The 23129-nt window shown below is 39.6% G+C and carries 25 protein-coding genes; 18 read left to right on the top strand and 7 right to left on the bottom strand.

What is annotated here, in order from left to right; genetic code table 11:
* Window positions 1-6: 6 nt before the first annotated feature.
* Window positions 7-444: a GNAT family N-acetyltransferase gene (locus ABIE66_RS22995; protein WP_370016427.1), complete on the top strand. Its 438-nt coding sequence runs from the start codon at window positions 7-9 to the stop codon at window positions 442-444.
* A 446-nt stretch (window positions 445-890) separates the two neighbouring features.
* On the opposite strand, the gene ABIE66_RS22990 is transcribed toward ABIE66_RS22995, so the two are convergent.
* On the bottom strand, window positions 891-1016 hold the full coding sequence (locus ABIE66_RS22990; RefSeq protein WP_370016426.1) for a hypothetical protein: 126 nt from the start codon (window positions 1014-1016) through the stop codon (window positions 891-893).
* Between the two features lie 309 nt (window positions 1017-1325).
* Between ABIE66_RS22990 and ABIE66_RS22985 the strand changes: the two genes are divergently transcribed.
* Together ABIE66_RS22985 and ABIE66_RS22980 are read left to right on the top strand one after the other, a co-directional pair.
* Complete coding sequence (locus ABIE66_RS22985; RefSeq protein WP_370016425.1) at window positions 1326-1592, top strand: hypothetical protein; 267 nt, start codon at window positions 1326-1328, stop codon at window positions 1590-1592.
* 77 nt (window positions 1593-1669) lie between these two features.
* Window positions 1670-1903: a hypothetical protein gene (locus ABIE66_RS22980; protein ID WP_289326492.1), complete on the top strand. Its 234-nt coding sequence runs from the start codon at window positions 1670-1672 to the stop codon at window positions 1901-1903.
* A 120-nt stretch (window positions 1904-2023) separates the two neighbouring features.
* On the opposite strand, the gene ABIE66_RS22975 is transcribed toward ABIE66_RS22980, so the two are convergent.
* Complete coding sequence (locus ABIE66_RS22975; RefSeq protein ID WP_289326491.1) at window positions 2024-2728, bottom strand: Dph6-related ATP pyrophosphatase; 705 nt, start codon at window positions 2726-2728, stop codon at window positions 2024-2026.
* Between the two features lie 109 nt (window positions 2729-2837).
* Window positions 2838-3245, bottom strand: coding sequence for a type VII toxin-antitoxin system HepT family RNase toxin (gene hepT, locus ABIE66_RS22970; protein WP_370016424.1), 408 nt, complete (start codon window positions 3243-3245; stop codon window positions 2838-2840).
* A gap of 684 nt (window positions 3246-3929) precedes the next feature.
* Here hepT and ABIE66_RS22960 point away from each other — a divergent pair.
* The 3 genes from ABIE66_RS22960 to ABIE66_RS22950 all read left to right on the top strand — a co-directional run bounded on the left by ABIE66_RS22960 (window position 3930) and on the right by ABIE66_RS22950 (window position 5964).
* Entirely contained in the window at window positions 3930-4934 is a 1005-nt protein-coding gene (locus ABIE66_RS22960) for a phosphotransferase enzyme family protein (RefSeq protein ID WP_370016423.1), read from the top strand.
* Between the two features lie 71 nt (window positions 4935-5005).
* Entirely contained in the window at window positions 5006-5443 is a 438-nt protein-coding gene (locus tag ABIE66_RS22955; RefSeq protein ID WP_370016422.1) for a bleomycin resistance protein, read from the top strand.
* A complete protein-coding gene (locus ABIE66_RS22950; RefSeq protein ID WP_289326488.1) occupies window positions 5431-5964 on the top strand; it encodes a GNAT family N-acetyltransferase in 534 nt (177 codons plus the stop codon). The genes ABIE66_RS22955 and ABIE66_RS22950 overlap by 13 nt, the downstream gene beginning before the upstream one ends.
* 122 nt (window positions 5965-6086) lie before the next feature.
* Here the strand turns inward: ABIE66_RS22950 and ABIE66_RS22945 are convergent, their stop codons facing one another.
* Window positions 6087-6884 (bottom strand): peptidoglycan-binding protein, encoded by a 798-nt coding sequence (locus ABIE66_RS22945; RefSeq protein ID WP_370016421.1) that lies wholly within the window; start codon window positions 6882-6884, stop codon window positions 6087-6089.
* A gap of 303 nt (window positions 6885-7187) precedes the next feature.
* Here ABIE66_RS22945 and ABIE66_RS22940 point away from each other — a divergent pair, with 303 nt between their 5' ends.
* The 5 genes from ABIE66_RS22940 to ABIE66_RS22920 all read left to right on the top strand — a co-directional run bounded on the left by ABIE66_RS22940 (window position 7188) and on the right by ABIE66_RS22920 (window position 11244).
* Window positions 7188-7838, top strand: coding sequence for an HAD family hydrolase (locus tag ABIE66_RS22940; protein ID WP_289327388.1), 651 nt, complete (start codon window positions 7188-7190; stop codon window positions 7836-7838).
* A gap of 143 nt (window positions 7839-7981) precedes the next feature.
* Window positions 7982-8500, top strand: a complete 519-nt coding sequence (locus tag ABIE66_RS22935; protein WP_370016420.1) for a GNAT family N-acetyltransferase — start codon at window positions 7982-7984, stop codon at window positions 8498-8500.
* Window positions 8501-8878: 378 nt separating this feature from the next.
* Complete coding sequence (locus ABIE66_RS22930) at window positions 8879-9049, top strand: hypothetical protein (protein ID WP_370016419.1); 171 nt, start codon at window positions 8879-8881, stop codon at window positions 9047-9049.
* Between the two features lie 306 nt (window positions 9050-9355).
* Entirely contained in the window at window positions 9356-10288 is a 933-nt protein-coding gene (locus ABIE66_RS22925) for an ABC transporter ATP-binding protein (RefSeq protein ID WP_370016418.1), read from the top strand.
* Window positions 10288-11244 carry an ABC transporter permease gene (locus ABIE66_RS22920; RefSeq protein WP_370016417.1) on the top strand — a complete coding sequence of 319 codons (957 nt, stop codon included), beginning with the start codon at window positions 10288-10290 and terminating at the stop codon, window positions 11242-11244. The genes ABIE66_RS22925 and ABIE66_RS22920 overlap by 1 nt, the downstream gene beginning before the upstream one ends.
* A 313-nt stretch (window positions 11245-11557) precedes the next feature.
* On the opposite strand, the gene ABIE66_RS22915 is transcribed toward ABIE66_RS22920, so the two are convergent.
* Together ABIE66_RS22915 and ABIE66_RS22910 are read right to left on the bottom strand one after the other, a co-directional pair.
* Window positions 11558-13171, bottom strand: coding sequence for a glycoside hydrolase family 43 protein (locus tag ABIE66_RS22915; RefSeq protein ID WP_370016416.1), 1614 nt, complete (start codon window positions 13169-13171; stop codon window positions 11558-11560).
* A 238-nt stretch (window positions 13172-13409) separates the two neighbouring features.
* Window positions 13410-14648 (bottom strand): ROK family transcriptional regulator, encoded by a 1239-nt coding sequence (locus ABIE66_RS22910; RefSeq protein ID WP_370016415.1) that lies wholly within the window; start codon window positions 14646-14648, stop codon window positions 13410-13412.
* Between the two features lie 120 nt (window positions 14649-14768).
* Here ABIE66_RS22910 and ABIE66_RS22905 point away from each other — a divergent pair, with 120 nt between their 5' ends.
* The 3 genes from ABIE66_RS22905 to ABIE66_RS22895 all read left to right on the top strand — a co-directional run bounded on the left by ABIE66_RS22905 (window position 14769) and on the right by ABIE66_RS22895 (window position 17897).
* Window positions 14769-16067 carry an extracellular solute-binding protein gene (locus tag ABIE66_RS22905; RefSeq protein WP_370016414.1) on the top strand — a complete coding sequence of 433 codons (1299 nt, stop codon included), beginning with the start codon at window positions 14769-14771 and terminating at the stop codon, window positions 16065-16067.
* A gap of 115 nt (window positions 16068-16182) precedes the next feature.
* A complete protein-coding gene (locus ABIE66_RS22900) occupies window positions 16183-17061 on the top strand; it encodes a carbohydrate ABC transporter permease (RefSeq protein ID WP_289326479.1) in 879 nt (292 codons plus the stop codon).
* A 14-nt stretch (window positions 17062-17075) separates the two neighbouring features.
* Window positions 17076-17897 carry a carbohydrate ABC transporter permease gene (locus ABIE66_RS22895; RefSeq protein ID WP_370016413.1) on the top strand — a complete coding sequence of 274 codons (822 nt, stop codon included), beginning with the start codon at window positions 17076-17078 and terminating at the stop codon, window positions 17895-17897.
* Window positions 17898-17957: 60 nt separating this feature from the next.
* Here ABIE66_RS22895 and ABIE66_RS22890 read toward each other — a convergent pair whose 3' ends face one another.
* On the bottom strand, window positions 17958-18575 hold the full coding sequence (locus ABIE66_RS22890) for a YesL family protein (protein WP_289326477.1): 618 nt from the start codon (window positions 18573-18575) through the stop codon (window positions 17958-17960).
* Between the two features lie 239 nt (window positions 18576-18814).
* On the opposite strand from ABIE66_RS22890, the gene xylA reads away from it, so the two are divergent.
* The 4 genes from xylA (at window position 18815) to ABIE66_RS22870 (ending at window position 23094) form a co-directional block, all read left to right on the top strand.
* Complete coding sequence (gene xylA, locus ABIE66_RS22885; protein WP_370016412.1) at window positions 18815-20140, top strand: xylose isomerase; 1326 nt, start codon at window positions 18815-18817, stop codon at window positions 20138-20140.
* 24 nt (window positions 20141-20164) lie between these two features.
* Window positions 20165-21664 (top strand): xylulokinase, encoded by a 1500-nt coding sequence (gene xylB, locus ABIE66_RS22880; protein ID WP_370016411.1) that lies wholly within the window; start codon window positions 20165-20167, stop codon window positions 21662-21664.
* A gap of 544 nt (window positions 21665-22208) precedes the next feature.
* Complete coding sequence (locus ABIE66_RS22875) at window positions 22209-22772, top strand: hypothetical protein (RefSeq protein ID WP_370016410.1); 564 nt, start codon at window positions 22209-22211, stop codon at window positions 22770-22772.
* Window positions 22773-22887: 115 nt separating this feature from the next.
* Window positions 22888-23094 (top strand): hypothetical protein, encoded by a 207-nt coding sequence (locus ABIE66_RS22870; RefSeq protein ID WP_370016409.1) that lies wholly within the window; start codon window positions 22888-22890, stop codon window positions 23092-23094.
* The last annotated feature ends 35 nt before the right edge of the window (window positions 23095-23129 follow it).

Below are 23129 nucleotides of genomic sequence, written 5' to 3'. Positions count from 1 at the left end.
GTTAATGTGAATTCAACGGTAGAAACAATACAAGAATTAACAGAGAAAGAACAATGGTTAGCAGCCTTTCCAATTATGAATCAGTTACGTACTGACTTAACTCAAAAGACATATCTGGAGTCACTAGAAGAAATGAGGAAAGATGGGTATCGTTTGTATGCTTTATATAAGGATGACCGGATTGTATCCTTGGCTGGTTTAAGTTGGAGAGTTAACTTTTATAATAAACGTCACGTGTTTATTTATGATCTGGTAACAGATACTGCGCACCGTTCATTTGGATATGGAGAGAAATTATTAAGTTATATACATAACTGGGCAAAAGAAAATGGAGCAGCATATGTGGCATTGGAATCTGGAATTCAGCGAAACGATGCGCACCGTTTTTATGAAGAGAAATTTGATTATGATAAATGGTGCTATTCATTCAGGAAAACATTGTGATTAAAAATAGCAGTAATCAAGTACAAGAGCTGAGTAATCAGCTTTTTTTATTTGACTATAGGGGCAACGGTGGTTTTTGAAGGTGTTTGTAATTCCATTCCTTGCATAAAAGCCGCAAACTCATGTATCGACCAAACTTACGAGTAAAAGCCTGAAACTCACGAGTAAAAGCTCGAAACTCACGAGTAAAGCTCGAAACTCACGAGTAAAACACCGAAACTCACGAGTAAAAGCTCGAAACTCACGAGTAAAAGCTCAAAACTCACGAGTAAAGCTCAAAACTCACGAGTAAAGCTCGAAATTCACGAGTAAAGCTCGAAACTCACGCGAAAACACCGAAACTCACGAGAAAAAGCTCGAAACTCACGAGTAAAAGCTCAAAACTCACGAGTAAAGCTCGAAACTCACGAGTAAAAGCTCGAAACTCACGTGTAAAAGCTCGAAACTCACAAGTAAAGCCTGAAACTCACGAGTAAAAGCTCGAAACTCACGAGTAAAAGCTCAAAACTCACGAGTAAAAGCTCGAAACTCACGAGTAAAGCTCGAAACTTACGAGTAAAAGCTCGAAACACACGAGTAAAGCTCGAAACTCACGAGTAAAAGCCTGAAACTTACGAGTAAAAGCTCGAAACACACGAGTAAAGCTCGAAACTCACAAGTAAAGCTCGAAACTCACGAGTAAAAGCTCGAAACTCACGAGTAAAAGCTCGAAACTCACGCGAAAACACCTAAACTCACGAGTAAAAGCCTGAAACTTTATGAAAAACGGGTGCTGTAGATGTACTTAACATTAATTCGGAAAAATTTTGTAATGATTTTTTTAGCCTTGGACATACTTAGTTAAGACTCTTAAAGAAAATTTTACTAAAGGAGGAACCCCAATGCCTGACGAAAATATACAAATGAAAATGGAAAATATTTGGCAGGATACATGTGGATCATGGGAAAACTGTACGGAAACTACAATTCAGTCATTCTTGGCAAAATCCGAAGAAAGCAATATAGATCCGCAATATTGCATGAGCTGGGTGGAGCAGCATAAAAACCAAATCCCTGAGTGGCCTGCCGTTTCAAAAGTGTCGCTTGACTGGGTTAATCAACATACTTCAACTGGGTCACCGATTTCAATGAAGGAAGAGGAACTTTAGAGGCAATTAAAACTTTTTTCATTTAGATTTTTGGGCTTTATAAACGAACTCTAATATGCATGAAGAGGTGGAAATAGTTGTCGAATAATGAGAAACAAAACGGTCAATCAAATCGTCGGCAAGGTTCAGAGGATACCAGGGAGCATTCGAATAATGATCCAGAGTACAGAGCTAATGCTTGGGACGAAACGAATGATGCGGATTCATTTGTACAATCAGCCATTCAGGAAGAATTCAACAATCCAGTAATCCAAGAATCCATCTTGAAGTTCAATAAAATAGCAAATGATGAAGAAGAGAAGGAATCATGATTAGGCGCCCTATTGGGCGTTTTTTATATGGGACAACTCTTACTAGCCTTTCCGCTGAAATTATGTAAATTAACGGAAAAAGATAGTGAGGGATATCCTCACTATCTTTTTTATGTGATTTTATACTATATCTGCCATCTGATCTAGCTCCAAAGGCAAAAAGGCATATTCTCCATCCTTAATGATCTCACATTTACGAACTGGAATGGGATGCTTGAAAATGGGCCCATCTATTACCGTGGTATGGAACTCTCCACCTTCTCCGCAAGGGTCGATACCACGGGCTTCAAGCTCCTTCACGTATTCATGGGTCAACGTTCGCCCTAAGTCGTCCTCTCGCATTCCCAATGATAAATTAACAGTTACAATGATCGTTACAAATCCTAGATTCATGAACTCTTCGACAGCTTCACGATGGTTCATTTCCCATAAAGGCATCCCAAGCTTTAATCCCGCATTTTTTGTAACCTTTTCATGCCAACAGCCATGAGCAGGCATATCCAAGTCTCCAGTTACTAAAACTTCCGCTCCTTGATTTTTAGCTTTTTCTAAAAGTCGCATAAATACTTTTTCATAATCAGTCCAACTTGCAGCTGCAGTATATACGGGCAAACCTATGGAATTCGCTTGGGCACGTATGAGCTCAGGAGGCATTCCATGGGATCTGGAACGTTTCCCTTCTTCCTCCAGCATGACGATCAGTCCAACCGCTTCTCCAACCTTCATTGCTTTATACAGAGCTAGGACACTATCTTTTCCTCCGCTAAAAGAAGCTATAAATTTATGCCCGTGAGCACCATGTTTCCAATCGATTAATTCCGCCATTCATATCTTTCCCCTTTATTCTAATGACTTTTTTCAAGATGCCCCTGTTATTAGCCAATTTCCTATTTTATATATGAGATTTCTAGTCCCAAATTTCAGGAAAACCTCTTTACTGGAAATTCAGGACTTGTTTTGTAAAAACAGTGAAATCACTGAGATGATTCACTACGATTTGTTTTAAAATATCTAAATTAATGGTTTGGTAATCATTCACGGCAATATTTCTAAATCCAACCATAGCTTTTAAGCGCTTTGCTGTATCTTCATCAATTACCGAGTGTTCCTGCAACATATCAAAAGCATCCCTGCTTGACTGAGGCAACCCGAGTCTTTGATCAGCTACAATATGCATGGCCAAGTCGATCGAGGATTCGCAAGCACGTTGTATATTAAGGATGATGGAATCTTGTTTGGTAAAGTCCTTTAGGTTTTCTGGATTATTCGCATATACCACCTTAACGCGGTTCATGCAACGTTCTATTGCATTGATTTTGTTCAAAATCACATCATTCTTCATATATGGTCCCACTTTCCCCTATTTTTTTAAGATGTTTTCACGTTCCTTATCCAATTTAGCTTACATGCTAAGAACAGTCATTTGTTGGTTTTTAAGAAGGGGGTAATCCTTTGAATATATCACAGTACCAGTCGTGTGAATCTGTGCCTGAAAAATCAACATCTATTTCAAGGATATCTGCCGTTCCTGGGCCAATAAAAAAGCTCATAGGTACTGTAAGGACGCCACATCGATGTCACTATCCCGATGTGTAGTATTATTCGCGTATGAGCGAAACACGATTATAAATGAAGGATCAATTTTGCCGATTAGGAACTCTTGGATACTTTGAAACATTTCTGTTTTCATAAGATATGTTCCCTAATGATTATACGAATAGTATACCAAACATTAGTTTTCCTTTGTACTGACCACAAAGGATCCTATGAAAAATATGGTTTCATTTATATAGGTTTCTTTATGAACCAAGTGATGCGTTAAACTTTGGGGATAGAGTGATAACTGGTGGGAATCCGTAATTGCTTCATCCCTATAAACATATCTTTATCCTGGTTATCGTAAAGTTTTATTAAAGAAGAATGATATACAAATAAAGGGAAAAGGCATCTTGATATCGTATAAAGCATAGTATAATTCGTTTTTTTATTAACTTAGTTAGCAACATCTTTAATGGGAGTGAAGAGTATGGAAGCGTCGGTAGAGCGGATTTTTTCTAATGAATTGGTAGGAATGGCTGGGCATTTTTTTCAAGTGAGTTCAGGGAGTCCAGTAAAACTTGGAGATGCAGAGAACTATGTATTTGAGGTTTACCGGAATGGAACTCCATACATCTTAAGAATGACACACCAATCACATCGTACAAAAGGGCAAGTGCTTGCTGAGTTGAAGTGGATTGAGCATTTACAGAATAATGGAAGTGAAATTCCGAAAGTCATCTCTTCGACAGGAAATAATTTAGTTGAAATTGTAAAGGGTCTGGATGGCACGGATTTTTATTGCTGCCTGTTTGAAAAGGCTCCTGGTGTAAGGATGAAAGTCACCGATGAAAATTTCGACGAACATTTATTTTTTGAATGGGGAAGAACAATAGGGCAACTGCATAAAAAAACAAAAAGTTACAAGCCTGAAACGGAATATAAAAGGCTGGATTGGCATGAAGAAGAATTATTGAATGCCGAACTCTATCAATCTGATGTTCCAGAGCAAGTGAAGCACCAACAAGAATTAATCATGAAGAAATTAAATGCGCTTCCAGTTCATCAAGATAATTTTGGATTGATTCATTCTGATATACATAACGGCAATTTCCATTTTCATGAGGGGAAGATTCATGTGTTTGACTTTGATGACTGTTCTTATCACTGGTTTGCCAGCGATTTGGCCATACCCCTGTATTATCTGATATGGAGCTTGGAACGTGAAGGTGTAAAAGAACTCGATGAATATGCTGCAAAATTCATGAGGGAATTTATAAAAGGTTATGAGACGGAAAATAAACTGGAACGGGCAGATTACGAAGCGATCCCGCTATTTTTAAAATTAAGGGACCTGACGTTATATAATTTTTTTCATAAAAAGTACGATTTGAATAGTGGGGATAGTCAATTATACAAAACCGTTCAAAAAATCGAACGCAGAATTATGGAAAGCCGTCCTATTGTTCACTTCGATGCGAAGGTGATTCATTGAGGGTTCGTAATGAAAAGTTACATTGATAATGGCCGTATAAGAAAGTTAGACAAGGAGACTTTAGAACAAATATGAAATTCAATGCACTAATACCTGAATTATCAGTATCGGATATAAGCGAATCGAAAAAGTTTTATATGGATATTTTGGGTTTCCATTTAGAATATGAGCGTGTTAATGATAAATTTGCTTTTCTTTCTTTAGGCGAAGCGCAAATGATGCTAGAAGAAATAAATGGGAGCTGGGATACAGGAGAATTAATCTATCCATTAGGCAGAGGGATTAATTTTCAGATTGATATTGATGATGTTGAAAAATTGGCGGCTGCTTTAAAAAGAAATGGAATAAACTTATTTAGAGAAATGATGGAAAATCATTATGAAAGCGATAAAGGGGTTTTTGTAAAAAAAGAAATTTTAGTTCAAGATCCAGATGGCTATTTACTAAGGTTTTCACAGTCATTGAATCCGAGCGGGAGCAGTCAAGGGGGATTGGAATGTCAGAAATGAAAAATGATAGTCTTTCGTATATGATTCGGACTGGTGAATTGGAAGATGCGGAAGCTGTTTTGGAGTTACAGAGTTCCGTTATTTCCGAAGGGGAGTATTTCATTGCAGTATCAAACGAGTTTAATAAAACAATAGAACAACAAAGAGATTGGATACAAAGGTCATTGGAAAATGAACGTGAAACCATCATCGTGGCCGAAATAAATGGTGAAGTGATTGGATGGATTGGATTTGAATCGGAAAATAGAAAGAGAATGTCTCACAAGGGCTCATTTGGATTGATGATCAGAAAAAATTACAGGGGGATGGGAATCGGAAAAGAGCTTGTTCAAGCATTATTGGACTGGGCAGAAGCCAATCCGTTAATAGAAAAGGTGAGTTTAGGAGTTTTTTCGACAAATCATCGGGCAATAGCCTTGTACAAAAGTATGGGGTTTGTTGAAGAAGGACGAAAAATAAAGGAATTTAAGATGAGCGAAAGTGAATACGTCGATGACATTATCATGTACAAGTTGGTTTGATAAGTCGGCTGCTTGAAATCCATAGCTCCAGCAGGATACAGGAAGAGCATGTATTGATTCCATACATGCTCTTTCTGTTTGTTATGTATCTTTTTATATAAAAATGACGTTTCCGTCATGCATCATTTAATTACTTTAACCTTCACTTGCTTTCTTCCCCATGTTAAAGCATCCGCTTCTTTTGCGATGAATACATCGATTCTGTTTCCTTTGATCGCTCCGCCCGTATCTGCAGCGATGGCTTGTCCGTAGCCTTCGACTTCAACGATCGAGCCTAGCGGAATCACATTCGGGTCGACTGCTATCAGTTTGGCATCATCATATTTTTCTAAATCGACGCCCATTCTTGTTGTGCCTGAGCACCCTTCGCAGCTCGCTGTATAAGCTGTACTTGTAACCGTCAGTTCTTTAACGGCTGAACTTGCTGAAACTGCTTTTTCATCTAATTTACTGAAAGTCCGTGCACCGGCTATTCCATCAGCTGATAATCCCTTTTGCTTTTGAAAGTTCATAACTGCTTGCTTTGTACCTGTTCCATAAATGCCGTCGATCGTTGATGTGTAAACATTCCAGGCTTTCAATAGCCTTTGCAGTTCAGCTACAGGTTTTCCCATATCCCCGCTTTTCAGGGTCTGTATTTTCTGATTCGTTTGTGTTCCTGCTATTCCATCGGCTTTCAGCCCTGATTTTTCCTGAAATTGCTTTACGGATTCCTTTGTAATCGGTCCGTAGTAACCTGTTGCTTCATGATAGGGAAAAACCCCTTTTGTCAGTAATAATTCTTGTAGTTCTTTTACATCGCCATTACTTATTCCAAATGAAAGTGTGCGATCCAAAGCAGCGGCTTCGCCTTTAGTTGGCATGCAAACTCCTAGAATGAATACAGAAGCCGTTAGGATCGTTAATAAAATTTTCTTCATGTTTATCCTCCTCGTTGTTTCCTGCAATTAAACCATTCGTTAAACTATCACTCTTTTAGACGCAGTTAAGGAAAAACACCGCAAAGGCACTAAGGAATTGTTAAAACATGTAACATAAAGAAAAGAAATGAGGCGGAGAACGGGTTACCATGTCCTTAGTAATTAACGGATTCTGGATTCTATGAAAAATAATCAGGCTTCCCATGGAACGAAAAGAACCGTTTGGTTGAACAAGGGGATTCATTCATGTACGTTTATGTTAATAGAAATTCCATTTCACGGTTAGAGGAGGAAATTATTTTGATTAAAGCAGTTATTTTCGACTTTGATGGTTTAATTTTAGATACAGAAACGGCTTGGTATGAGGCTTATAAGGAAACGATGTCTTTTTATAAATCTGATTTGCCTCTCGAACATTTCGTTACATGCATCGGAACGGATAATACTGAACTTAATCAGTACTTCAAAGATCAGCTGGGGGAAAGTTGTAATATTGAAGAAATTGAATCCAGAGCAAAAAGCGTCCATGAAGTAAAGATGAAAACATCACAGGCACGTGAAGGTGTAAAGGATTATTTAGAAGAAGCAAAAAAAAATGGATATAAAATCGCCCTCGCTTCAAGTTCAACAAAAGAGTGGGTCACGCATCATTTGGGGGAACTTGGACTGTTAAACTATTTTGAAGTAATAATCACAGGGGATGATGTGGATAAAGTAAAACCAGCTCCTGATTTGTATTTAAAGGCAATAGAAGTCCTGGATATTCAGCCCACAGAAGCCGTAGCATTTGAAGATTCGTTAAATGGGCTTCAAGCGGCCCTGACTGCTGGATTAAAGTGTGTAATCGTACCAAATCCCGTGACGGAAGCTTTAGCTTTTGAAAACCATCATTTACGCCTCCGATCCATGGTGGATAAGAGCTTATCTGACGTTATAAAACATATTGAGCAATAAGCGTTCGGCGGTAAGTATAGTATGATAAAGGAATGAAACCACGCCGAAGATGGCAGAGTCTTCGGTTTTTCTTTTTTACCGTCCAATGATTTTTAATAAATGTTATATTCTATGAAGACTTTTTTGAAGGGGAGGGTGAATTTATGGGATTGCATATCAATGACGAAGGAGTCCGGCTGCGGGAGGTAAAGGAAAGTGATCTTCCTATCTTTTTCGAGCAGCAATTGGATACGTCCGCAAATTATATGGCTGCTTTCACATCTAAAGATCCAACAGACAAAGTGGCTTTTCTGACCCGCTGGAAGAATATCGTATCGAACCGGGATATTCAAAAAATGACGATAATCTGCAAAGGATGTGTTGCGGGCAGCATTCTCAAGTTTGAACAGTTTGGTAACCCGGAAGTGAGTTATTGGATTGGGAAGCAATATTGGGGTAAAGGAATTGCTACAGAGGCACTGGTCAATTTTTTGCCGAAAATAAATGTTCGTCCTCTTTATGCCCGGTCGGCCAAGGATAATCTAGCATCCATCCGGGTGCTGGAAAAATGCGGATTTGAGAGATTCGGTGAGGACAAAGGGTATTCCCATGCAAGGGGTAAAGAGGTTGAAGAATTCATTTTGAAACTTGAATCCACAAACCCAGTTAAGATAAGAATATAACAATATCGTTTAACCTATGAGGAAACGGGTGACATATAATGGGGTTTAAGATTTTTTCCATCATTTTTATTTTATGTGGTCTTTTTGTAATGTGGTTCGCCGTATTTGGCAAAAAGAAAGAGATCAAAGAGTTCGGATCAGGAATACCAACGAATTTCATCGATGTAATTGTAATGATGATATATAGGCTTTTTCCTTCTTTTATTAGAAGAATCTTTCTTTTTGCCTTGGGTCTTGCCATTTCTATATTCTTTATCTATTTTTTCCTTTTTTTATGATTTTCCATGAATTTTCCTTATTAGATAAAATAATCCTGAAACCTTATTCTTTCGGAAACGTATTAAAAGGTAACGATACATAGGAGTTGTGGCTATTTCGATGGAAAAAAGTGATGGCAGTGTTATTGATAATGGGAACTCTGGGGGCGGGATGTTTAAGCAAAAAGGATTTGACATTAAGGTCAAAAATCAAGCAGTGGAAAATATATCAGGATTATATTCCTCTATACAGGCTGGCAAAGAGCTTAAGCTGAATGTAACGCAGAAGTAAGACTTTAACGAGAGTTCGATGATATTGCACTATAAGGATTAAAAAGGGAAGCGGCATACGGAAACGATCATTGGGTATCTTGAAAAAGGGTATGTCGGAGAGGCTGCCATCACCTTGGATTCCATCGATGGTAACGATGAAAAAATCTATTGATTGTGGCTGATATTGAAAATAAATGTGGTCCATCAAATCCCAATGGGCTGCTCCATATCCAGATGGAAAAATATCAGTATAGTAATAATATGCATAATATGGTAATGTTGAATTTGTGTTATTTTGGAAAATATAAAAAAAGGAAGGTATTATATGTCTGAATCGGTTCTTAAGGTTCAATCCTTAACTAAAAAAATTGGAAAAGCAACCATTGTAGACAATGTTAGCTTTGAAATAAAAAGTAATGAAATATTTGGTTTGCTTGGTCCGAACGGGGCTGGTAAGACCACTATCATCCGTATGATCACAGGTCTTATCAATCGTACGGGCGGTACTGTCATGATCAATGGCAGTGACCTCGATAGAGATTTCGAAGGTGCGATGAATCAATTGGGGGCCATTGTTGAAAACCCGGAGTTTTATAAGTACATGACAGGCAGAAAGAATATCCTGCATTATGCCCGAATGTCATCCAATGAGATATCCAATGAGAGAATAGAAGAGGTCATAAAGCTTGTCAAACTGGATCATGCCATCGATAAGAAGGTTAAAACATATTCATTAGGGATGCGTCAGCGCCTTGGCGTGGCACAGGCCATTTTACATAAACCGTCGTTATTGATTTTTGATGAACCGACGAATGGCTTGGATCCACAAGGGATTCGCGAGTTTCGTGATTATTTGAAAGTACTGGCAAGTGAAGGCGTCGGGATATTGATTTCATCCCATTTACTATCGGAAATGCAATTGATGTGTGATAGTTTTGCCGTTATCGAAAAGGGAAAACTGATACATACGAAAGAACATATATTAGATGAAAAAACCGAAACGATTAATGAAGTTTCATTCACTGTGAGTGATGGGGAGCTAGCTAAAAAAATCCTTCAAGAACAGTTTGTCGATATTACGATCTTAAAATATGATGCGAAGACAATCTCCGTATCGGCCACTCGTGAACAAACGGCCGATATAAATAGGAGTTTTAATGGAAATCAGCTGGATGTCTATGAAATTGGCATTACTAGAAAATCACTGGAAGATAAATTCTTTGAAATCACTGAGCAGGAAATGAGGGAGTCTGTATGATGTCCTTAGTAAAAAATGAATGGATGAAAATCTTTTCAAAAGTTTCAACTTATATATTCATCGCTTTTCTTTTATTGGCAGCATTAGGGGCTGCAGTCATCGATTATAAACTAAGTCCCGAAGAAACGAGTAAAGATTGGAAGCAAGAGTTAAAGTCAGATATCCAAGAACAGCAAAAGGCATTGGAAGCTAAGGATATCAGTGACGAGGAAAAAGCCATGATCATGGAAGAAATTGATCTCAATAAGCAACAGTTAGCTGATAATATAAACCCTGACTTAAACACGAATTGGACCTATATGGCGGAATGGACGACATCATTAACATCATTTGTCACTTTATTCGTTGTCATTGTTTGCAGCTCGCTCGTCTCCTCGGAATTTTCGGATGGCACCATAAAACAACTGTTGATCAGGCCTTATAAACGTTGGAAGATTCTACTTTCCAAATATATTACTTCCCTGTTATTTGCAGCGTTATTACTTGCGAGCCTACTTATATTCAGTTATCTAATCGGAATCATATTCTTTGGCAATGGTTCGTATTCAGACAAAATAATGGATCCTGCATCTTTCGGTGAATTCAGTACGGTGGTAGTCGGAGAATATTTCGTAGACATGATCGTTTACTGGATACCAGGATTCTTAGTCATCACGACCATCGCTTTCATGCTAAGCACATTATTTAAAAACCAAGCACTTGCAGTAGGTATATCCATTTTCATCCTATTCGCTTCTTCGACGTTAAATATGGTCATTCAATCATTCATCGGTAAATACGAGTGGTTAAAATTCGTCTTATTCCCCCATCTTGATTTAAGGGGCTATATTTCCGGAACCATAGAAATGTTTGATGGAGCTACCCTTGGATTTTCAATGGGTGTACTGGGCATCTATTATCTTATCTTTTTAGCGCTAACTTTCTTCTTCTTCCAGAAAAAAGATATCACTAATTAAATAATCCTTACTGGAAAAACCGAAATCAGTGGCTGATTTCGGTTTTTTCTTATTGAGGCCATGAATATTGCCGAGAGTGAAATATAAATGGAAGATTTGTATGCATTGCTATTGCCACATATAACTTGTTTATTCTCTTGAGATCAGGGAGGGAAGAAGTGGTTATTCCCCATCCCAAGAACCTCTGGTATAACTCGGTCTGTAGTCTACGAAGAGACAGTCGTTCATTTAATCGAAAAAATCAGGGTTTTCACGTTTAAAGAATTACCAAGCTTGTCGGGTTCCTTGGCAGGCTCTTCCCCTAAAACCTTAGTCACTCATGTTTTTCTTTATAGATGAAGTAATCGAAGTCTGCGTGCTGACCTTGACCGGATGTATCCTGGCACTGCATGCCCACAAAGGCTCCAGTAAAGAATCCTCCTCCTTGAATATAATCATCAGAGAGCTTGTATGATTGGAATGTGATAGGAATCAGGGTCCAGGTTTCGCCATCGAATGAATAGGAGTATTCGTAAATCACCGTTTTCACATCCACTCGCAGGTAAACATAGTCGACATCGTGCGGAATGACAATTTCCTTATTCTTAAGCGGCAGATCGAAAGAAAAGTTATCACAGGTCACGAGCTCAAGGATTCTTCCCTTTTCCTCGTGCCAGGAAATCTGAAGGGATGTCCAATTTTGCGTATTATAGTAGTTTACTACCCCTGCTGATTGTTGGAAGGTATCTGGTCTGAAAGCGACTTTGGTTTCTGCAGTGAAGGTAAAGTGCTGCCAGCGTCTTGCGACAAAGGCTTGTGTGAATTTTGATGTTAGCGATTCTTTGCCATATATACGTAAATGTCCCGGGTTGTCATTTAGTGAAACGATTTCCTCACCAAGTGGGATACGTAAGGTTTGGAAATGTGGATTTAATGTCTTGAAATTGAAATCATCCTTTTCCTCATATCCTTTTTCCCACTTTACTTCCTTGATGTCCGGGCCTTCAATTTCTTTGGACGGTTGATTGCCTCCAACCACATAGGGCCAGTCATTTTTCCATTCCAAGCGTTGGATGGCCGTTTCCCTTCCTAATGGGCAGAATCCTCTTGGATCCAATAGGGGTTGATTGACCTGAGGTAATGGCCGGCCTGTTAAATGAACTAGAAACCATTCATTTGTATGTGTTTGAATGATGGATGCATGTCCAGATTTTTGCAGCGGATTTCTGGGATATGGCATGGAAGTGATCAATGGATTATCAGGATGCACTTCATAGGGTCCCCGTAAATTTTCTGAACGGGCGATAGTGGCTTGATGATCATATTTTGTCCCGCCTTCTGCAGTTAACAGGTAGTAATGGCCATTCATTTTATATAAATGCGGCGCTTCCGTCAGTTTGATATCCGTTCCCTTGAAGATGATTTCGGCTTTTCCGATAAGTTTCTTTTGGTCAACACTATATTCCTGGAGCATGATTCCATAAAAATTATGATTGCCGACGCGATGATCCCAATACATGTTGACGAAATACTTCCTGCCATCATCATCATGGAATAGTGATGGATCAAAGCCTGAGCTGTTCATGTGAATGGGTTCTGACCACTCGCCATCGATGGTATCGCAAGTAACCAGGTAATTGTGACAATCCTTCCATTGACCTTCTGTAACCTTCACATCGGTATAGATAAGCCAGAATTTCCCGTCACTAAAAGATAAAGCGGGTGCCCATATCCCCCCGGAATCCGGGTTACCCATCATATTCAATTGACTCAGCCGATTCAGGGGTCTTGATGCCAATCGCCAATTCTTTAAATCCTTGGAATGATAAATCCCTACACCGGGAAACCATTCAAACGTTGAAACAGCAATATAATAATCTTCCCCTGCGCGACAAATGCATGGGTCGGGATTGAATCCAGTTAAAATGGGGTTTTGAATCGTTGTCATGGGTAATCCACCTCGTATATTGATATTTTTTATGAATAATAGCAATGCAATGAATAACATAAACAGAGCGTCAATCCAAAAGAGTGTATGCGCTTTCTTTTTCTTGCAAGGTCCTTTTTTCAATAGGAAACCATCCCTGGATGGGAGCTGTGATATCTGTGGAATATCTAAGATGGGCAACATTCACAACGATTCCTTGCAGGACAGTTTCCTATTCAAATTTAAGGGTTTGTGATCTTTAGAGTATCGCCTCTATATTCGGAATATCATCCTTGAAAAAGTTTTCGACGGAAAATGCGGCTACCCCTAAAGCTGTTGAATGGGTTGATAACTCTGAAAAATTAATTCGTAAATCTTTTTGGTGAAACCATTGTGTTTGATTGACCATCCGTTTGTTTAATGGTTCAGTCAGCCATTGTTTCGCAGAAGCCATCCGATTGCCTATGATGACCTGCTGGGGATTGAAGATATTAATGATGTTATTGATGCCCACGCCTATATAGTCACCGATATATTCAAATAAGTGAATGGTTTTCAAATCTCCATCTTCCGCAAGAGACAATAAACTTTCCAAGGAAAGCTCCTCGTCTGCAGGTGGGGCTATTCCTAAACGAATGGCTTGTTTCATTAAGGATTGTTCCGATGCATACAGTTCCCAGCATCCTACATTTCCACATCTGCACTCCGCACCGTGTATATCGATCGTCATATGGCCCAATTCACCTGAAAGTCCATTATTTCCTCTGTAGAGCTGATCATTAAGAATGAGGCCGACGCCTATCCCGATTCCAACACTTACATAGACAATATTGTTGAAATCCTTGCCGGCACCAAATTTTTTCTCCCCATAAGCACCAGCATTCGCTTCGTTTTCAACGATGACAGGAAGACTGTATCTCGTTTGCATCAATGATTGTAAATCGATGTTTTTCCAACCGAGATTAGGTGCAAGCAAGATTTTTCCGTTTGTGCTGACCGTTCCCGGAACCCCTATTCCAATTCCTACGATACCGTATGGACTTTGCGGGGCAGAAGAGATGAGGTGATCGATGGTTTCGTACAGTTTGATCTCAAGTTCTTCGAATGATGGCTCATTGAATTTCAAAGTTTTTTCGTGACAGATATTCCCCTCGAGATCTGTTAGCACCCCCAGTAAATAATTGACGCCTAAATCGATACCAATGGAATATCCAGCTGCCTGATTAAAGAGCAGCATGACTGGCCTCCTGCCACCGCTTGATTCGCCTGGTCCAGATTCATAGATGAACTGTTCTTCCAGCAGTTCACTTACGAGAGAAGAAACGGTCCCTTTGTTCAAACCGGTGTGGGCAGCAATATCAGCTCTTGAAATGGGCGAACGATCCTTGATGGTTTGCAGAACTAATGATTTATTTCCTTCCTTGACAACATGTTGATTCCACGTTTTATTCAATCGATTTTCACCTTCATTTTTTAAGACTTTATTACATTGTAGCATTTTATAAAACGAATACAAACTTTGTTTGTCGACTAGACAAACGATGTGTTGTTTGATAATCTATTAATAAGCTCAAAAAACAGAATAATCAATATTTTAATATCTTGGGGAGGGTTAGGAATGGGTAAAAAGAAAGCGTTTACATTATTATTTGCGGTTATATCATCTATTTTATTAATCTCAGGTTGTTCAGGCTCGGGTACTGAAAAAGCAAGTTCTGATGACAAAAAAGTGGTTAAATTCATGCATTTATGGCCGGAAGGAAGTTCTAAAACGCATAATCAGATTGTAAAAGAGATCATCGGGGATTTTGAAAAGGAAAATCCTGATGTGAAAATCGACCTGGAAGTACTAAGTAATGAGCAATATAAAGATAAATTAAAAGTACTGTCCACTTCTGATGAATTACCGGATGTGGGGATGACCTGGGCAGCAGGGTTCTTGGAGCCTTATGTCAACGGCAAGAAGTTTGCCCCGCTGGATGATTTATTGGAAGGGGATCTTAAAGACCGTTTCGTATCAGGAACTGCAGAGGCTTACGCAATCGATGGTAAAACCTATGGTCTCCCTTTGGAATTGAATGTTGCGAATGTATTCTATAACAAAGCAATATTCGAAAAATATGGCCTTGAAGTGCCTAAAACGTATGAAGAGTTCGAACAGGTAGTGAAAACGCTATCCGACAAGGAAGTGGCACCCATCGCACTTGGAAATAAAGACCGTTGGACAGGTTCATTATGGTATATGTATTTGGCTGATCGCATGGGCGGTTCAGACGTATTGACAAATGCAATCAATAGATCTGGCTCTTTTGAAGACCCTGCATTGGTTTCGGCAGCGAAAAAAGTCCAGGACCTTGTGGATATGGATGCTTTCGTGAAAGGCTTTAACGGTTTATCCGATGAGGAAGCTAAAAGCATGTTCATGAACGAACAGGCAGCGATGTATTTGATCGCTACTTGGGACTTGCCCAATTACACGACAAATGAAGGGGTTCCCCAAGAATTCAGAGATTCTGTAGGCTATTTCAAATTTCCGACAGTCGACGGGAAAGGGGACATGAACAGTTTCGTTGGCGGACCTGGTGTTGGGTTATTCGTTGCAGAGGATTCGGAAGTAAAAGAAGAAGCGAAGGCATTTACATCATTCTTCGTAAAAGAATGGGGAGAAAAATCCGTGACTAAAGCAGGCGTGATTCCCGCAACTAAAGTGGATGCCGAGTCTTTGGATCTACCGCAAATGTATGTGGATGTGTTGAATGAATTGAATGCAGCAACGAATATCACATTATTTGCCGACGTTCAAATGAATTCAGATGTAGCGCAAGTCCACTTGGATATGATCCAGGCTTTGTTCGGTAAGGAAGTAACACCGAAAAAATTCGCAAAAGAACATGAAGAGGCCCTTTCGAAAGAATGAATGATTGATAGAAATTGATTTCACTTTATGTAATCTTAGTCAAAACATGAGGAGGGCATATCCTTGATGATGGATGGTCCTTTTCAACTTTTTATAACGATGGGGTTGAATGGTTATGAATAAAGTAATGTCCAATAAGTGGATTATAGCCTTGTATGTCCTTCCTGCACTCTTATTAATCGCTGTACTCATATTCATCCCATTATTTTTAACGGGATATTATGGATTGATGAAGTGGGATGGTATCGGCCCCATGGAATTCATTGGGCTGGAAAATTACACGGAAGCATTGAAAGACGATAAATTTTGGTATAGTGCCTGGCATTCCTTTTTGCTGGCGATATTCTCCACACTCAGTTTAGTGATCTATTTAGCAATATCACTTGTGCTAGCTTCAAAAATAAAAGGATCCGATCTTTTAAGGAAAATATATTTGATTCCGATGCTTTTGTCTTCAGTTGCGATAGCGCAGCTTTGGATTAAGGTGTTTAACCCGACGAATGGAATGTTGAATAGTCTGCTTATGGCAATCGGGGTCGAAAATCCCCCGGCATGGCTGGCGGAGCCGACTATTGTGCTCTATGCGATATTCATCCCGATCTTATGGCAATATGCCGGTTTTTATATTTTGATTTATTATGCAGCTTTGAAAAATATTCCTGAGTCATTGGTGGAAGCGGCAAAAATCGATGGGGCAACCAGTTTTCAAATCGCTTGCAAAATCAAATTGCCATTAATAATGGGTGTGGTTAAAGTGACCGTAGTATTGGCTGTGGTCGGATCCTTGAAATACTTTGACCTGATTTACGTAATGACTGGCGGCGGACCGAACGGATCTAGTGAGGTCATGGCATCCTACATGTATAAGCTGGCTTTCTCGAGCAATAACTTCGGCTATGGCAGTGCAGTTGGCTTTTTGTTATTGATCATCACCCTGATCGTGACTGTCTTCGTCCGTAAAGTTACAGCGACAAAAGAAGAAATCCAATACTAAGGGAGGGTTACATAATGGGGCGCGTGGGTTACTTTTTTCTCTATCTCTTATTAACGCTGGTAGCTGTTTTTCAAATCTTCCCGGTCATTTGGCTATTCCTGTTTTCCTTAAAGGATAACCGTGAAATCTTCTCAGGTTCTCCGTTTGCATGGCCAGCTGAATTAAGATGGGAAAATTATGCGAAGGTTTGGGAAAGCGGTATAGGCGTTTACTTCTGGAATAGTATTTGGATTACAGGCATAGCGATCATTCTTACCGTTTTATTAGCAAGCATGGCCACTTTCGCCATTTCACGGATGAGGTGGAAATTAAGCAAGCTTGTGTTGGGATTGTTCATGGTTGGCCTGATGATCCCGATTCATTCCGCAATAATCCCCTTATTCAGCATGTTCTTAAATATTAATCTGATTGATAATCCATGGTCGATCGTTATAACGTATACGGCTTATAACTTGCCTATCACCATGATGATCCTGCTTGGGTTCTACTATACTTTGCCGGTTGAAATAGAAGAGGCAGCCATCATAGATGGATGTTCGGTCCACCGGATGTTCTTCCAGGTCATTCTTCCGATGACGTTACCGGTCATGTCCACAACCGTCATTATCAATATGATTTATAATTGGAATGAATTCGTATTCGTCAATACGTTTATAAGTTCAGATAAATATAAAACGCTGACAGTGGGCATCCAAAACTTCATCGGGCAATATATGACGGACTGGGGGGCAATCGGAGCTACATTAATCATTAGTATCCTACCGATATTGCTTGCATTCGTCTTCTTTAGCAATAAAGTCGTCGAAGGGATTTCTTCGAGTGCCGTGAAAGGATAAAGAGCGATAAAATAAATCACCACACCGAAGCGAATCGATAAACGGTGGGTGATTTTTTATTTATTTATTCTGTTTTCCTTGGACTTTATTGAAAGCATGTAAACAAAGCCACATTGTAATGAAGGCATAAGTGCTTCCGCCGAAAATGAAGGCCAGTGCCGGAAGTGTTCTCATCACCATGAAAAGCAAGCCTAGGCAAAGCAGGATTAAAAAGCTGTTGAGCGGATTGATCAACATGATCAAAAAAGCATTCTTCATGACCTTGAACACAGGTAAGTCATAATGAACAAAGGCAGGAAATAGATAGAATATGAATATAGTGAATACTAATATGAAGGCGAATAACGGGATGTAAGTCCATGTCAAAACATCGTTTATATGATTCTGGATATAGTAGAGGTCGATGCCGATGATGCCGGCAATGGCTGTGATGAATATTCCCAGTCCATTACTTTTCAAGAAATCGCGTTTGAAAAATTTCCAGTAGGTTTTAAAGAGGGGAATATCGGTGTTTCCTCTTAACCAATCCCGGATGATTGCGAACATGGCTGTTGTGGATGGAAAGAATCCGAAAAGGACTCCGCCTGCAATAGTGAAAAATATCCACAGAATATGCAGGTAAGCGAATTTAGTGATCCATTCAAGTATGTTATAAATGACCCGGCTGGCATTGTCCATAAATGTGTCGTTCCTCCTTGAAATGAGCTGCATGATGGGTGAACTTAGAGAGGGAGCGGCTTAATTCACGCCAATAATAAGACTACATTACTCATTTTACATGATTAACTAGTAAAATGGGGGTATTTTCATAAACTTAGTTTATCTAATGTACAAACTAACTTAGTGTTGCTATAATGGAAATGTAAGCAGTTACATTTACCGGATATCATTCATGAAATAATAAGGGGGTAAAAACAATGTCCTATTTTAACAACATCAGTAAAATAAATTATGAAGGTGCCACCTCTTCAAATCCATATGCATTTAAATTTTACAATCCGGAGGAGGTCATCGGCGGGAAGACAATGAAGGAATACCTGCGTTATGCCGTGGCATATTGGCATACATTCACTGCCGATGGGTCAGATCCATTTGGTGCAGGCACGATGATCCGTCCATGGGACAAATTCAGTGGAATGGATATGGCAAAAGCGCGTGTAGAAGCGGCCTTCGAGTTCTTTGAAAAACTAGGTGTACCATTCTTCTGTTTCCACGACGCCGATATTGCTCCTGAAGGAAGTAATTTGAGAGAAACCTATAATAACTTAGATGAAATCGTCGCAATGATCAAAGACTATATGAAAGATAGTCAAACGAAATTGCTTTGGAATACGGCGAATAACTTCACGAACCCCCGTTTCACTCATGGCGCAGCATCTTCAAATAATGCGGATGTTTTCGCCTATTCTGCTGCGAAGGTAAAAAAAGGATTGGAAATCGGTAAGGAACTAGGCGCGGAAAACTATGTATTCTGGGGCGGACGTGAAGGATATGAAACGCTGCTTAACACCGATATGAAGCTTGAATTGGATAACCTCGGGCGTTTCTTCCATATGGCGGTCGATTATGCGAAAGAAATCGGGTTCGATGCACAATTCCTGATTGAACCAAAACCGAAAGAGCCGACAACACATCAATACGATTTCGATGTAGCGACCGGTCATGCATTCCTGCAGAATTATGGTCTCCAAGATCACTTCAAATTTAATATTGAAGCAAACCATGCCACTCTTGCCGGCCATACATTCGAACACGAGCTTCGCTATGCACGGATAAATGGTATGCTTGGATCCGTTGATGCCAATCAGGGAGATCCATTATTGGGTTGGGATACGGATGAGTTCCCAACCGACTTGTACTCTACAACCCTGGCAATGTATGAAATCATTAAAAATGGCGGTTTAGGCCGTGGTGGCTTGAACTTTGATGCTAAAGTCCGCCGTGGTTCATTTGAATTGGAAGACCTATTCCATGCACACATTGCAGGAATGGACAGTTTTGCAGCCGGCCTGAAGGTTGCCCAAAAGTTGATCGACGATAGAATCCTTGATGATGTGATTGAAAACCGCTATAGCAGCTATACAGAAGGAATCGGGTTGGAAATCGTCGAAGGGAATACAGACCTTCGTAAACTGGAAGAATATGCGCTAGGATTGAAAGAAATCAAAAATCAATCAGGACGCTTGGAGAAAGTTAAAGGGACGATCAACCAATATTTGTTAAGAGCTTACGCAGGGGAATAAAGCTTAATAGAATGAGGTGCTGCCATGAAATACGTAATCGGTATCGATCTGGGGACAAGTGCGGTAAAAATTTTACTCGTGAATCAACATGGCGAGGTCATGCAGGAAGTAGCTAAATCCTATTCATTGATTCATCTGAAAACAGGCTACAGTGAACAGGACCCTGACACGTGGGTGGAACAGACAGTTGCCGGGCTTGCCGAGCTACTGAAAAGCTTTGATGGAAACCCGGAAGATATTGAAGGGATCAGTTTTTCCGGGCAAATGCATGGACTTGTCCTGCTGGATAAAGAAAACCGTGTATTGCGTGATGCCATCCTTTGGAATGATACGCGGACGACCGATCAGTGTCAGACCATTTACGACACGGTCGGGGAAGAACGACTGTTGGAAATAACGAAAAACCCTGCATTAGAAGGATTCACTTTACCCAAAATCCTATGGGTGAAAGAGCATGAGCCTGAAGTATTTAAAAATGCAGCGAAATTCGTCCTTCCAAAGGATTATCTGAGATATAAACTGACTGGGGAATTACATATGGAATACTCCGATGCAGCCGGCACATTATTATTGAATGTCAGCGAGAAGGAATGGAGTAAAGAAATCTGTGAGATGCTTGGTCTTGATATCGGGCTATGTCCGACATTGGTCGAATCACATGCGGAAGTGGGCAGGATAACGGACGAAGTGGCAGAACGCACGGGGCTAACCGTTTCCACCCGTATATTTGCAGGCGGAGCAGACAATGCTTGCGGTGCCATTGGCGCTGGCATTTTAGAAGACGGAAAAACACTCTGCAGCATCGGCACTTCAGGAGTGATATTGTCCTATGAAGCAAGGGATGACAGGGATTTTCAAGGAAAAGTCCACTACTTTAATCACGGTGCACCTGATGCCTTCTACACGATGGGAGTAACCTTGGCAGCAGGCTACAGCCTCACTTGGTTTAAAGAAGTTTTTGCCAAAGGTGAATCATTTGAAACGTTATTGGCAGATGTAGGTGATGTGCCCGTCGGATCTAATGGACTTTTATTCACTCCGTACTTAGTGGGCGAAAGGACCCCGCATGCAGATGCGGCAATACGCGGAAGCTTCATTGGAATCGATGGCTCCCATCAGCGTAAAGACTTTGTACGGGCCGTCCTTGAAGGCATCACTTTCTCCTTGAATGAATCCATTGATATCTTCCGCAGGAGCGGAAAAAATATCGATACAATCATTTCGATTGGCGGAGGTGCCAAAAACGAAGCGTGGCTGCAAATGCAAGCGGACATATTCAATTCGAAAATTGTCAGGCTATCAAGTGAACAAGGCCCAGGCTTGGGGGCGGCCATGTTAGCGGCTTATGGCTGCGGCTGGTTCGACTCTTTAAAGGAATGTGCAGCCCAATTCATAAAAGAAGAGAAACAGTACATGCCCATTAGGGAGAATGCCGAAAAGTATGAAGCCTTATTCCTGATTTACCAAGAAATCTATGCACAAACAAAGAATTTGAATGAAAAACTATTGGAATATCGCAATTGATGATTCATAAGCTTTATTGAAATATAATATAAATATTCAATTCCCGTCCCCTTTAAATGGAACGTGTAAAAAGACCACGAGCGATCGTGGTGTTACACCTCTGTTTGAAGGGGATTTTATCATGGGAAAAAACGGAGGGTATTTGAATCTACTAGATATACTCTTCTTACTTCGATTGGATCATTGAATCTGGTACAGAATGAAACCTTAACCAATTTTATCCGTATAAGATAATATAAGGATATTTCAGTTGGGTAATAGGGGTGCAAAATGAATAAAAAAAGGTTCTGTTAATTGGACTTATAGGATTCTCTTTATTTTTAATAGGTATGATCATATCACAATGGACGGTTTTTGGAGTAGCGATCGGGATAGGCGGAGGATTCATAATGGGAATCAGTTCTGTTCTGTTTTCTAGTTAGTACCTCCTTTTTAGTTTTACAACAGGGAAGATAATCGAAAATGACTTCACGCGCGAATCGACTAATTCAGTTAGGTTAAAGTTCAAAAAGGAAAACGGTATTGCCAATACTTTATTTCCGATATGGATGGAGTAGATTTAGAGATGGGAAAAACCCATTATAAACGAAAGTTAGTAATTGTACTTATTATTATTGGAACCACATTAGGTTTCTATGTGTACTCGGCATTCTCTGAGAAATTGACAAAATCAACGGATTTGTCTGATGAATCTATCGGGGGATATAAAGTTATGGATAACATATCGAGTCCACAATTTATTAGGGAATATGGAGAACCCATCGATCAGGATAATAACTATTCATATAATTATTATTATTGGAAAGGCGGGTTAAAAACGGCCTCTATAAATTCAGACGAAGATAAAGGGAAAATTGTGCGGTTAATCATTTCAAGTACGGACGACGCTCCATTTGAAAGCTCCCTTCAAACAAGCAAAGGGATTAAATTAGGGAGTAAGAAAGCAGAAGTTCTTTCGAAGTACGGAGATCATTATTATAAAAGTTATGAACAGGGAGCGGACATTATCGGCTACATTGACCATAAACGGCATATTACTTTAGAATTTTGGTGTGTTCAAGGTGGAAAGGTTGCAGAAATACGATTAGATGATGCAGATGTTATTTGATGTTTTTTCACCGAAAAGAATGATTAGAATCTAATTTAAAGTAAGATTTTATAGGAGTGTTCCATATTAATCAATTTGGCCGTTTAAGTAAATAAGAAAGCGATGCATAAAGAATATGTTCATTAAAAATTTCAGCTATCATTACATCATTTATCCAATCATATTCGTTGGGGTATATGCATTATTTGCTATTTTTAAGCTTGATGATACCCCCGTTCCTATAAGTGATGCTCTGCATATGATTTTACTCTATTATTTTGCAATTAGTGTGTATAATGCTTTGCCTACCATAAAATCTAAAAATAAAAAAGGCAGCCAATAAAAACAGTATTCAATGTAATTTACATATTTTCGCAT

The organism is Peribacillus sp. B2I2, from assembly GCF_041261685.1.
In the GTDB taxonomy this organism is placed as follows: domain Bacteria; phylum Bacillota; class Bacilli; order Bacillales; family DSM-1321; genus Peribacillus.
The sequence above is the reverse complement of the archived record's forward strand: the minus strand, read 5'-3'. Positions and strand labels throughout refer to the sequence as shown.